General features: G+C 33.1%; 11 protein-coding genes. 10 read left to right on the forward strand and 1 reads right to left on the reverse strand.

Going from position 1 to position 13,257, the window contains the following annotated elements; translation table 11 throughout:
- Positions 1 to 98 precede the first annotated feature (98 nt).
- From BR30_RS0128295 to BR30_RS35495, 10 genes are all read left to right on the forward strand, one after another.
- A complete protein-coding gene (locus BR30_RS0128295; RefSeq protein WP_026567976.1) occupies positions 99 to 1,490 on the forward strand; it encodes a sugar phosphate nucleotidyltransferase in 1,392 nt (463 codons plus the stop codon).
- Positions 1,491 to 1,745: 255 nt separating this feature from the next.
- Positions 1,746 to 2,222, forward strand: a complete 477-nt coding sequence (locus tag BR30_RS34775; protein WP_155928906.1) for a VanZ family protein — start codon at positions 1,746 to 1,748, stop codon at positions 2,220 to 2,222.
- Positions 2,223 to 2,342: 120 nt separating this feature from the next.
- Entirely contained in the window at positions 2,343 to 3,464 is a 1,122-nt protein-coding gene (locus tag BR30_RS0128305) for a CapA family protein (RefSeq protein ID WP_231507838.1), read from the forward strand.
- Positions 3,465 to 3,721: 257 nt separating this feature from the next.
- Positions 3,722 to 4,561: a serine O-acetyltransferase EpsC gene (epsC, locus tag BR30_RS34780; protein ID WP_051633821.1), complete on the forward strand. Its 840-nt coding sequence runs from the start codon at positions 3,722 to 3,724 to the stop codon at positions 4,559 to 4,561.
- A 123-nt stretch (positions 4,562 to 4,684) separates the two neighbouring features.
- Positions 4,685 to 5,437 carry a 4'-phosphopantetheinyl transferase family protein gene (locus BR30_RS34785; RefSeq protein WP_051633822.1) on the forward strand — a complete coding sequence of 251 codons (753 nt, stop codon included), beginning with the start codon at positions 4,685 to 4,687 and terminating at the stop codon, positions 5,435 to 5,437.
- A 61-nt stretch (positions 5,438 to 5,498) separates the two neighbouring features.
- The gene (locus BR30_RS34790) at positions 5,499 to 9,029 is read left to right on the forward strand and encodes a non-ribosomal peptide synthetase (RefSeq protein ID WP_051633823.1); all 3,531 of its coding nucleotides are present in this window, start codon (positions 5,499 to 5,501) and stop codon (positions 9,027 to 9,029) included.
- Positions 9,030 to 9,306: 277 nt separating this feature from the next.
- The gene (locus tag BR30_RS34795) at positions 9,307 to 10,296 is read left to right on the forward strand and encodes a pectate lyase family protein (protein ID WP_051633824.1); all 990 of its coding nucleotides are present in this window, start codon (positions 9,307 to 9,309) and stop codon (positions 10,294 to 10,296) included.
- Positions 10,297 to 10,651: 355 nt separating this feature from the next.
- Positions 10,652 to 10,996, forward strand: coding sequence for a hypothetical protein (locus BR30_RS37510; protein ID WP_026567978.1), 345 nt, complete (start codon positions 10,652 to 10,654; stop codon positions 10,994 to 10,996).
- Positions 10,900 to 11,133, forward strand: coding sequence for a pectate lyase family protein (locus BR30_RS38950; RefSeq protein WP_155928908.1), 234 nt, complete (start codon positions 10,900 to 10,902; stop codon positions 11,131 to 11,133). Before BR30_RS37510 ends, BR30_RS38950 begins: the two co-directional genes overlap by 97 nt.
- A 533-nt stretch (positions 11,134 to 11,666) precedes the next feature.
- Positions 11,667 to 12,548, forward strand: a complete 882-nt coding sequence (locus BR30_RS35495; RefSeq protein WP_051633825.1) for a hypothetical protein — start codon at positions 11,667 to 11,669, stop codon at positions 12,546 to 12,548.
- A gap of 418 nt (positions 12,549 to 12,966) precedes the next feature.
- On the opposite strand, the gene BR30_RS37050 is transcribed toward BR30_RS35495, so the two are convergent.
- Complete coding sequence (locus BR30_RS37050) at positions 12,967 to 13,230, reverse strand: hypothetical protein (protein ID WP_026567979.1); 264 nt, start codon at positions 13,228 to 13,230, stop codon at positions 12,967 to 12,969.
- Positions 13,231 to 13,257: the final 27 nt, after the last annotated feature.

The raw sequence follows: 13,257 nt of genomic DNA on the forward strand, positions 1-13,257 counted from the left end.
ATAGCTGTAATGTACTGAAGATGCAATCTCTTAATAAAACAATTTTAAAAAGAAAAGGCAGACCAACTCCCGGTCTGTCTTTTTTATGGAGGAAAATCATGAGATTAGTACTTTTATCTGGCGGTTCAGGAAAACGGTTATGGCCGTTGTCAAATGATACACGTTCAAAACAATTCTTGAAAGTGCTTGAAGGGGAAAATGGAGAAAAACAGTCGATGGTGCAAAGGGTATGGGGACAGTTAAAAAGAGCGGGACTTACAGAATGTTCATTTATCTCAACTTCAAAAATGCAAAGAGACATGATATACAGCCAAATTGGTATGGATGTTCCGTTAATTATTGAGCCTGAAAGACGGGATACGTTTCCAGCGATCGCATTGGCTGCCTCTTATTTATACTCGCTTGAAAGTGTGCCGGAAAATGAGGTCATTGCCGTTTTGCCAGTAGATCCATATATAGAAGGTCACTTTTTTGAAAAGGTAAAAGAATTAGAGAAGGCATTAGCCCAATCAGAAGCTGATCTTGCTTTAATTGGAGTGAAGCCGACATATCCATCTTCCAAATATGGATATATTGTTCCAATTGAACATACGGAAAAAGAAGTAGAATATTTAACTGTAAACCATTTTACCGAAAAACCAAGTGAAGAAGAGGCACAAACACTTATAGAAAAAAACGCATTATGGAATTGTGGTGTGTTCGCATTTAAATTGAAATATCTCATTGATTTACTTTATGAAAAAGGCTTTCCGCTTCATTTTGATGAACTAGAACGACAATATCAGTATCTCCCTAAAATAAGCTTTGATTATGAAGTGGTTGAAAAAGCAAATCATCTTATCGTACTTCCTTATGATGGATATTGGAAAGATCTTGGAACATGGAATACGTTAACAGAGGAGATGGTTACCACTCAAATCGGAAAAGGTATTATTAGTGACGATACTTTTAATACCCATTTAGTGAATGAATTAGATATTCCGATAACTGTTCACGGAGTCAAAGATGTAGTGGTGGCTGCAAGTCCAGATGGGATTCTTGTTACGGATAAAGCATCTAGTCCAAAAATAAAAGACCTAATTGGTTCATTTATTCAGCCGCAAATGTATGAAGAACGGATATGGGGATGGTCTCGTGTATTAGATTATGCAAAATTTGAGAATGGACAGGAAATGGTTACGAAGCGAATTTGTATTCATAAAGGCAAAAATTCAAGCTATCATTATCATCATTTACGTAATGAAGTGTGGACGATCGTTAAAGGTGAGGGAGAAATAGCTTTAGATGGTGCAATTAGTCGTGTAAAAGCAGGGGATATCATTCACCTTCCGGCAGAAAAAAAACATGGAATTTTTGCGATTAGTGATTTAGAGTTTATCGAAGTTCAAACAGGTTCAGGGATCACAGATGAAGACTTTATCAGATTATTTATGACTTGGGATGAAGTAATTCAACATTTCCAGCAATCTAAATCAAAGGTGATTTTGTAAACATTTGTCTGTCAAGAATGATAGGAAAATTGAATTTATTAATCACTGGAGATATTCCTTCATTTCCTTTTTTGCTGAAGGTGAAAATTCCTTCATCGGAATTTCAACCTCTAACTAGCCTAAGGGACAAATGCAGGAATTATCTCCATGTTTTCATGGCGCATTATATCCTTTAGTCAGCACTTTTGGATAAGTAGATAAGAATGGTAGTGATACGAATTGAATATCAATAAGATTAAAATATCGCTATGGATAATGATTACAATAATCTTTATGTCTGTTATTTTTATTCAATCTAATACCCCTTACAAACAACAGGATATTAAACCATTTCTGGAAGAGATGATTGAGTTAAAGAAAATACCAATTACATTTTTTTACAATGATAGAGTGATAAGTGGGTATCGTCCCTATGAGTTTTTGGAATTTGTACTCCGAAAGGCTGGTCATGTAGTTCAATATTCCATTTTAACATTAATTTTGATAAAGACTTTATCTTTTATAAAAGCTCGGCTTTTTACTGTATTAAGCCTCAGTTTTATCCTTTCTTTTATCATTGCTTTGTTTGATGAATGGCATCAACGCTTTATTGCAGGTCGAACCGGCCAGCTTATTGATGTTTTTACATTCGATCTTTTCGGTATCATTCTAGCAATTTTGGGTTTTTTGTGGGCCAAGAAATATAAAGTTAATAAACTTTCAGAATCCCCTGGCAAAACAAAGAAGATTTGATGTCATTTATTATTGTTTATATGATATAGCTCTATATCATATAAACAATAATGAAAAATGTCAGTGTTGTAACTAAATTGAATTATGAAACTTATTATAAACATAAGTAAGGAGAATTGAATGATGCAGTTATTAATAGCTGGTGACCTTGTCCCTACAAAATCTAATGAATCTCTATTTAATAGCGGACAAATTGAAACTTTAATTGGAAATAAATTAGTTGAAATTTGGCAATCTGCTGATATGCGCCTAGTAAATCTAGAGGTGCCGCTTACTGATCAAGAAACCCCAATTATAAAAAACGGTCCTAATCTCAAAGCTTCAACAAGTACTATTCATGGAATAAAGAATCTAAATCCAACATTAGTTACTTTGGCAAATAATCATATATTGGATCATGGAGTACAAGGACTTGATTCTACTCAAAATCTATTAAATCAACATAAAATACCTTTTATAGGGGCTGGCCGTAATATAGGTGAAGCTTCCAAACCTTATATTGTAGAAAAAGATGGTGTTTCTATTGGAATCTATGCTTGTGCAGATCATGAATTTTCAATTGCAACTCAACAGAATCATGGAGCAAACCCGTTTGATCCTTTGGAAAGTCTTGACCAAATAAAAAGTTTAAAAGCAAAATGCGACTACCTCATTGTTTTATTCCATAGCGGAAAGGAGCATTATCGCTATCCATCCCCTTACCTTCAAAAAGTATGTAGAAAAATGGTTGAAAAAGGCGCTGATATAGTAGTATGTCAACATAGTCATTGTGTAGGATGTTATGAAAATTACCATGATGCCACCATTATTTATGGGCAAGGTAACTTTATTTTTGATTATTTTGATAGTGAATTTTGGAGGACAGGTTTGCTAGTGAAAGTAGAAATAACTGATAAATTAACTGTTGATTATATTCCAATTGTTAAAAAAGATAATTTGGTGAGGTTAGCTCTTGGAGAAAATTCAGATCATATTTTGAATGAATTTTTTAGGAGGTCAAAAGAGATTTGTCTAGAAGGTTTTGTAGAAGGTGAATATCTAAAATTTGCTAATCAAAAATTAGAAGATTATCTTAGAACCTTTTCAGGTTTGGGAAAATGGGCGTCTAGAATTGACCGTAGAATATTTAAAGGAAACCTTTTAAAAAGGCTATATAAAAAGGATCAGTTATTAAAAGTACAAAACTATATTGAATGTGAATCTCATCGGGAGTTATTGATAAAGGGGTTAAAGGATAAATAAATATATTCCAAACCATCAAAGGCTCTTTTATTTTAAACGTCACGATATAAAAACATTATTGTTACTTTAAGTATATTTATGTTATATTTAAGATGGTGCTTTATAAAGAACGAATTAATTTAACTTCATATTATGGAATGGAGAATAAAAAATGAGAGTGTTAAGCTATTGTAATAAATCCTGAAGGATTATTTTTGTGAAATTTGTTCGTTATAAATGACAAAATGCATTGTAAAAAAATACAGTGGGGGATAAAAATGGAACAACAATGTTTTAAAGAAATTTATAATCAACTATTAAAAAGTTATGATGTAAATAAAACTTCAAATATTTTTCAAGGGAAAATTTTAAATGAGAATATAGAAGTTTTTTTAGATAATTTCAAAAAAATATTGTTGCCAGAATATTTTAACGATAAAGAAGTTACAATACATTTATTAAACAATTTCAAGAAAATACTCCAGAATATTCTTAAATTAACTAAATATAATAATGATTTATCTGATGAAGATACAATGATTATTCTGGGGAAAATCCCAACAATTAGAACTATGCTTTTAAATGATATTAAAGCAGCCTTTAAAAAGGATCCTGCAGCAAAAAGTTATGAAGAAGTAGCGATAACCTATCCAGGATTATTTGCGATAATGGTTCATAGAATTTCTCATGAATTATATAATTTGGGGTATTTCTTTTTTTCTCGGTTATTGTCTGAATATTCTCACGGTAAGACTGGAATAGATATACACCCTGGGGCAACTATTGAAGAAAGTTTTTTCATAGATCATGGTACTGGAATTGTTATTGGAGAAACTACGATGATAGGTAACAATGTAACAATTTATCAAAATGTAACCCTTGGTGCATTTTCTTTTCATCGAGATGAGAGTGGAAACATTTTTAAAGGATTGAGGAGACACCCAACAATCGAAGATAATGTAACTATTTATGCAGGTGCAACAATTCTTGGCGGTGATACAGTTGTAGGAAAGGACTCCATAATTGGCGGGAATGTGTGGCTAACTGAAAGTGTTTTACCGAATAGTAAAGTCATTTCCACGTTTCAAAATAAAATTTACTATCCTCAAGAAAGTTAATATATCTTAAATAAACATTGCTTATTATTTTTTAAATAGTTCAATATTTCTGGTCATCTGTTCTTTATTAGGAATGTTTTTTTGCGTTATAATGAAAATCTATGAAATTGGTTGGATCAGAAAATGATGAAGAAGAAAAGACGGGTATTAGTAAAAAATGGTCAGCAATTAATTCCTTTTTGGGAAGATATTTATGATATTAACGAAATAGCTTCTAGAAATAATTTCATTTCGGATAAAGAGGTTCATGTTTGGCAAGCTTCTTTGGATTGTATTGCGGATTTTTATAACTATCTTTCAATTGAAGAAAAGCTAAAAGCAGGAAGGTTTAGAAATCAGCGAGACAAACAACGTTTTATTACATCCCATGGAATACTTCGCTGTATTCTTGGAGCGTATATCCAAAGTGATCCTTCTTCTTTGAAATTTGAAAGAACAAAGTACGGGAAGCCTTGGATATCTTCCTATAATTTTGAAATTTCTATTCGATTCAATATGACACATTCTGAAGATATTGTTTGTTTTATCATATCTAAGAGTAATGATGTAGGTATTGATATCGAAAAAATCAAGTATGATTTTGATTGGGATAGTATAGCAGAATTGTATTTTTCACCAAAAGAAGTAACCGATTTGCAAGTATTGCCAAGAAAAGAACGAATAAAATTATTTTTTACTTTATGGACCCGCAAAGAAGCACTTTTAAAAGCTCTAGGAACAGGATTAAGTGATCTAGAAAACATAAAAGGGATAGAAAATGATTATATGAAAAGGAATTACCCTCTATTTTCATTTTCCATTGGGGAAAATTATCAAGGTGCATTAGCAGTCAATAATGAGATTTCTAAAATCCGTTATTTCCGTTTTTTAAGTTAATTAATAATCTGAAAAAGTAAATTCATTCATTTTGATTTAAGTTGTGTAGGAGCCCTGTCAAATGTTATTTCATAAAAAATTTGGAGGCGAAAATATGGATAATACACTATTGAAAAGTGAGGAAGTAGACAGTTCTTTTCCAGAAGAAATATTTAATCGGGATTTAAATTATTGGAAAAGGCAGCTTGATGGTGATTTTCCTGAGTTGAACCTTCCAAATGACAATCCTAGAATAAAAAAGTCTATTTTTGAATACGAAACTTATAACTATACCTTTCCCAAATTTATATTCGAGGACATTAAATCACTTTCTAAACAAGAGAATGCAACCCCTTTTATGGTAATGATGGCAATGATTAAAGTTCTATTACATCGTTATAGTGGTGAAGAGGATATAATTGTCGGGACTAATATTTCTTCTGGAAATTTAATGGCTAAAGGTACGTCCACCAATTTATTTTTAAATACCCTAGTTTTACGAACTCAAATCCAGGAGCATATGTCATTTCTGGATGCTCTTCAAAAAGTTAAGGAAGTTATCCTTGAAGCATATAAACATCAAAGCGTTCCTTACAGCAAGATTGTTTCTGAGATTACCCATAAAAAAAATGAAAATAGAAATCCTTTCTATCAAGTAAAAATAAATTTGAATCATATCCATATGTCAAATAATGAAATAGAAGAATTAGAGATAAATAAAGCTATTGATATTGAAAAAAACACAGACTTTGTTGACCTTAATTTTAATTTCACAGAAGTTCAGGGAGACCTAAAATGTTCAATAATATACAATAAAAATCTTTTTAGAGAAGAAACTATAATACGTATAAAGAAACATTTTAATATTCTTATAGAAGGTGTTATTTCAGAACCAAAAACTCAAATCTCAATACTTCCATTAATTAACGACGCTGAAAAACATCAGCTTCTTGTTGAATGGAATAAAGGAAAGGTAAATTATCCTGAGTTAAATATACCTCAACTATTTGAAGAACAAGTGAAGTTAAATCCTAATAGTATAGCATTGATTTTTGAAAATATTGAGATCACATATCGTGAATTGGATATTAGAGCAAGTAAGATAGCGAATTATTTACGAAATAAAGGAATTAATCAAGAACAATTAGTTGCTGTTTGTCTCAACCGTTCACCAGACATGATTGCGAGCTTTTTGGGTGTCCTTAAGGCTGGAGGAGCATACGTACCTATTGATCCTACTTATCCTCAAGATAGAATTGCATATATGTTAGAGGATTCCGGTGTTTCAATTGTAATTACCACGGAAGATATGGCTAAGTTGCTTCCTCGTATCGATGCAACAATAGTATGCCTTGATAAAGAAGAAGAGGCTCTTTTGGCTCAGCTTGAAAAATGTGTAAATAGCAGCAGTCCTAAAAGCTTGGCTTATGTCATGTATACGTCGGGATCAACCGGGAAACCAAAAGGAGTCGCGATTGAACATCGTGGAATTGTTCGACTCATAAAAAATATTGACTATGCTAGGATAGGACCCAAGGAAACTTTTATCAACCTTACACCTGTAGCTTTTGATGTATCTGTTTTTGAAATTTACGGATCGCTATTAAATGGGGGAAAACTTGTACTAATGAATTCCCATAAGCCCCCATTTGACGAAATAGCGAGAACAATAAGGCAAAATCGTGTTACCTCCCTATGTGTTACTCCGGATCGGCTGAATTTGCTAATTGAGGATTATAGTAACGAATTGGGAAGCTTACGACAAATATTAGCTGCCGGAGAAGCCCTGCCTGTGTGGCTTGCCCAAAAATGTGTATCAAAGCTAAAAGAATGTATATTAATTAATGCATATGGCCCTACAGAGAATTCAGTTTACACAACGAGTTATCATGTAAAAGAAGTCTTACCCACCTTTTCATCCATTCCCATCGGACGCCCGATATCAGATGATAGTGTTTATATCTTAGATAAATATATGCAGCCTGTACCTATTGGAGTAATTGGAGAATTGTATTTATCGGGAGTAGGAATTGCAAGAGAATATTTTAAGAAACCAGAATTAACAAGTGAGAGATTTCCCCTTAATCCTTTTAGTGATGATCCAGATCAAAAACTATATAAAACTGGTGATTTGGCTCGATATCTACCAGATGGAATGATAGAGTTTTTGGGCAGAGCTGACGATCAGGTTAAAATTAGAGGAGTAAGGATTGAGCTTGGTGAAGTAGAGAAAATTGTAAGTTCGTTTCCTGGCATCCGACAAGCTGTAGCAGGTACAATAAAAGCTAAGGATGGTACAAAAGAACTGGTTGCATATGTAGTAATGAACAAAGATGTTAATTTTAATCAGCAAGAGCATCGTTCTTTTGCTCGTGAAAAATTGCCTGAATTTATGATTCCTACGTTTTTCGTTGAACTAGAGGAAGTTCCTGTTACACCAGTAGGGAAAATAGATCGTAAAAAACTGCCTATCCCAACTATGGGACCTAAAAGAGATCAAATTACCTTACCTCGAAAACCAATTGAAAAAAAACTTGTACAACTATGGGAAACTTTATTAGATATCAGTCCTATAGGAATAAGAGATAACTTTTTTGATTTAGGTGGCAATTCTTTATTAGCAATGCGATTGTTTTCTGATATAGAAAAAACGTTTAATAAAAGATTGCCTGTATCAATTATTTTTGAGGAAGAAACAATAGAAAATCTTGCAAGGTTATTGTCTTCCAAAAATCAACATAAGCAACCATCCTCTTCGGTAGTAGCCATTCAAGCTCACGGGTCAAAAGCCCCTGTCTTTTGTATTCATGGTGGTGGAGGAGAAGTATTGCTATATCGGGATTTGGCGGTTGAATTAGGAAATGACCAACCTGTATATGGACTTAGATATTCCAATAGTGAAAATAGCAATAATATTAGTGTTGAATCTCTGGCTGAAAAATATGTTAACGATATAAAAGAGATACAACCAACCGGACCATATTCTCTCTTAGGTTTCTGTTTTGGAGCTGCCATTGCTTATGAAATGGCACAAAAACTGATTGAAGATGGGGAAGAAGTTGCTTTGCTGACCCTTCTTAATTTTGGGAACCCCAAGACTGTTCCTTTGGAAATGCCCTTAAACAAAAAGATTATCAATAAAATAAAGATTCTATCTAAAATGCCCGTAAAGCAGCGTGCTTTATTTGTAAAAGATACCATCCAAAAAGTCTTTAGCAACTCTACCCCAGTTTCAAATACGACCGAAAATGGAGTTGAGGTTAATAAATCGACCATCACGAAAGCCATAAGGGTGTATCATCCCAAGCCTTATCCAGGGAAGATCTTACTTGTTTACGGAGAAAACTATCACGTATACGGAGGAAACCTTGGCTGGGAAACGGTTGAGCATGGCAGGATTCACGTCTATAAAGTAGATTCCAAACATAACAGTTTTTTAAAGAGGCCCAACGTTGAAATGGTTGTGAAATTTTTTAAGGAACATTTAGAGAAGGAAAAGATTAGCATAAAGGAACAACCAATAAAAAATTTCTTTTCAAAACTTTATCCAATTTTTCCTATTGGTTTTCTATTTTGCAAGAGATTTTTAGAATGTGGAAATACCTTCTTGTAAGGAAATTTTGGTAGTACTTTCTAAACGAGCACATCATTTCAGACCCTGGATTTCAAATTTATCTGGGATTTTATCTGAAATAATGTGCTTTTTTTTTCTCTTTATTTCAGAAGGATTTACCAGCTGCCATAAATCCTCGTTTTTCCGCTACTCTGGTTCCTCATTAGGCAAAACTTCCACATTAGCTTTTTCCATCGCCTCCCGTTTTTGCTTTGAATCAATCAGTGTTTGCATAAAATTCAATTAAATTACAGTTAGTTTTTTGGAGGAAAAATGGATGAAAAAATTAATTTTCGTTGTATTACTCACCCTCATCTTAGTAAATTCACAAAGAATTGAAGGATTATGTCAACAGGCTATTGATTATGTAGCAAATATAATTAAAAATGATGATTTTGTCGGGTTTGCTACTGTTAACGGTAGGGTTACCGGAGGAGAAAAAGGTGAAACGATTACTGTTTCAAATGCAACAGAATTTCTTAAATTTGTTAAAGGAAATAGGCCTCTAGTTATTCAAGTTTCAGGGAAAATTGAATTGCCAGCAGGTATGCATCAGGTTGCATCGAATAAAACAATTATTGGTCTTGGGGATAATGCAGAAATTACAAACGGCGGCTTATACCTTATAAGAGTGGAAAATGTTATTATTCAAAACATTTCCTTTTCAAAAGCAAGTGACGATTCGATTACTATTGACCAAGGTAGTCATCATATTTTAATCGATCATAACGATTTTTCGGATGCGAATGATGGGCTTTTAGATATTATACGTGAATCTAATTATATCACCGTTTCTTGGAATCATTTTCATGACCATGATTTAACATCGCTAGTAGGTCATGATGACAGCAATACAGCAGACAGAGGAAAATTAAAAGTAACTTACCATCACAATTGGTTCGATGGCACCGCTCAACGTCAGCCTAGGGTAAGGTTTGGTGAAGTTCATGTCTTTAACAATTATTATGCAGGTGTCACAGAATATGGGATTGGTGTAGGTGTTGAAGCGAAAGTGGTTTCTGAAAATAACTATTTTGAAACACAAAATCCTACTTCTTATTTGGACACCCCTTCTATGAAGGGATATATTAAGGATTCTGGCAGTTATTTTGCAAGCAGTGTTACGTCTAAGTTTGAACCTGAAGGTATAAAATGGAGTCCGTCTTCTTTTTACTCTTATAAGTTAGACCCAGCAGGAGATGTGAAAGAGATTGTAATGAACGGAGCAGGTGTTGGAAAACTGGACGAAGTTATTTCCATTCCTTAAAAAAGGAACCTTAACAAGAAGCCGGAACCAAAGACTGAAAATGATAAAACGTCTCTGTAGTAATGTAACTAAAGTTACATTACTATTTTTTTATTCGTTTAAAATTATATCAATATAGTATTTTTATTACCTATTTACTATTGAATGAATTATTCCTTTAAGTAAATTCTTCCATCGTGCTTTTTCAAATAGCCGAATTGTTACGGAAAGCTTTGTTAAAACTAAGGTCGAAAAGCTATAGGGACCCGACCTCGCTATGCTCGTTTGATACATATACTATTATGTGAAGCAAACATAGAGAGACTCGTGCTAGTCCGATTGACAATTCAAAAAGGAGGAATTTCATAAGAAAAAAATGTTTCAAATCATTTCCATAGCTACATTGCTTACTATATTATTTATGCCGCAAGCTAGTGATTCTAGTGCAGCAGGAATTGTAGACACAAGAGGTTTAGTCGGGTTTGCTTCTGTTAATGGAAAGGTTACTGGAGGAGAAAGCGGTCAAACGGTCACTGTTTCAAATGCAACAGACTTTCTTAAATATGTTAAGGTGAGTAAGCCACTAGTCATTAAAGTGTCAGGGAGATTGTATTACCGAAAGGTATGCATCAAATTGCTTCGAATAAAACCATTTTGGGTCTTGGGAACAATGCTCAAATTACAAATGGTGGCTTGTATCTTAGTAAGGTGGAAAACGTGATCATTCAAAACATTTCCTTTTCAAATGCGAGTGACGATTCCATATCGAGAACTAAAATAGAGATCTCCTACATTTTTCCTCATGATATTTTACAAATGGATAACCCTAGACCAGTCCATGTTGCTTCCCTGTTGTAAAAGGTTCGAAAATTTTACTTTTTAAGTCAAGTATGCCATATCCATTTTCTTAAATGGAGCTTGAATCAAGAATTTACGAATTCAACACGGGATGACTTTCAAAAGTTGAGAAGCCGACAATTGAATTATTAGAAATTTTTCAAACTACTATAATATTGAAATATCGTACTCTTTTGGAAAGAATGAGTCTTTAATAGAATACGGGGAATGGCTAAATATATCTAAAGAAATGAAGCAAAAATATATAACATAAAAAGGATTAAGAGAACTGGTTGAAATTTAAAAAGTGAGTATTCAAAGACATTAATTTTAATCCATATGTAAATGGAATTTTTAAAAAATTTTTATATATAAAAAAGAAGGTAAAAAAGAACTTTATATAGAAATATTTATATGCATTCGTTCTTTATCGAGAACTATTTATAAACTTAACTCTTTAAAAGGTGGTGTTTCTTAAAGAATTGATAAATATGAATTTTAATCAACTTGTTTGGCTCATGAAAATTTACTAAAGAGAAGAGGGGTAGTAAAGTATGTTAAAAAAATTAACCACAATAGCAACTCTAGCAACATCCTTATTTCTTGTAGTACCTACAACAATTGGTTATGCAGAAGAATCGTCTAATATTTGTTCTTGTTCAAGTACTGTAGGAGACGATGATAATTTTGGTATTGTATGTGGGTGTGGAGTAATAACACATGAAGCTGATGATGGTGATTTTGATTTATTGAATAAAAATGATAAGTCATGGACACACACGTTTACTTCAGTACCGAAAGAAAGAATTGTAAATGCTAGTTTAACTATTAAGGCTTACTATGTTAAGGATGGTAATAATGAAGGTAATGATTTAAAACTTTTTGTTGATGGTGTTGAAGTTCCGAATGCCTTTGATAATATTAATACTTCTACTTCGCTTACATCTACAACTGTTTTTAATTTGGATCCAGCTCTATTTGAAAAATTATCTGACGGATCTGCAAAATTAGAGGTTAAAAATGCTGGTATCAAAAAAAATAGTTTTGCAATTGACTATGCTAAATTAGATCTTCAATACATTTGTAGGGTTGATGTGAAAATTGACATCAAACCTGGAAGTGATCCAAGTAGTTTTGGTATTAACTCCAATGGGAAAATTCCCGTTGCTTTATTTGGTTCGTCATCGGTTGATGTAACAAAGGTTAATGATGATACTGTTCGCTTTGGAAACACAGAAGAAGGAGGTGCTGCACCAACTCACTATAGTGTATCGGATGTAAACGGTGATGGATACCTAGACAAGGTTTATCATTTTCCTTTCCAGGAAACAAAATTTGATAAATCTGATACAGTTGGATATCTTAGTGGGCAATTTTTTGATGGTCTAAAGTTTTTAGGCTCAAGTGATATTAAAATTGCTGGAAAGAAAAAGTAAAATAAAAAAGAATTTTTAACAAAAAAATTGTGATTAGGAAGCTGTAATAAACTCCTCCTTTTATTTATAAACTTTTAACTATAACTTTTAATAACTTAAATAAACTAAAGTATAAATTTAATAATATTGTTACTGATACCTTTTAATGGAAAGAAATCGACGGTATTAATTGTCCCTAATCTGCTGGAAATAGAGACCGAAGAAAAAGGGGGAAGCCTGTAACCTGTTCCCGCTTCCCCCTATGAGCTAAATTTTAATTCGCATCAGTAGCGAAATCACTTTTTTTACTCTGAAGTTGTACTTGATGATGGAACGCTAACCAACTCTTTTTTAAATTAGGTATTTTTCTTAGCACTTCATTCTGATCCGTAATAAAAAATTCACTTCCAATGATAAACGGATTGGATGGTGGTATCTCTTATATGATTCCCACTCCATTCATAACAACGGTCTTTACATTAACCGCATCATTTAGCGAATAAGCATAAGAACTACACGGATTCCATGTCATTCCGTTAGATCGCCAAGCTGTAGAACTTCTCGTACCTACATAATAACTTCCTGTATCTTTTGCGAAGCCTACCGCAGAAGTATTGTCTAAATAATAGGTAGCAGGAATATTTTCGAAGTAGTTGCGTTCGGAGTAGATTTTCGCTTCCACACCTACACCAATGGAATACAACCTATCCGCACCCCTATGGTAGTTGTT

The sequence above is a fragment of the Bacillus sp. UNC41MFS5 genome, assembly GCF_000686805.1.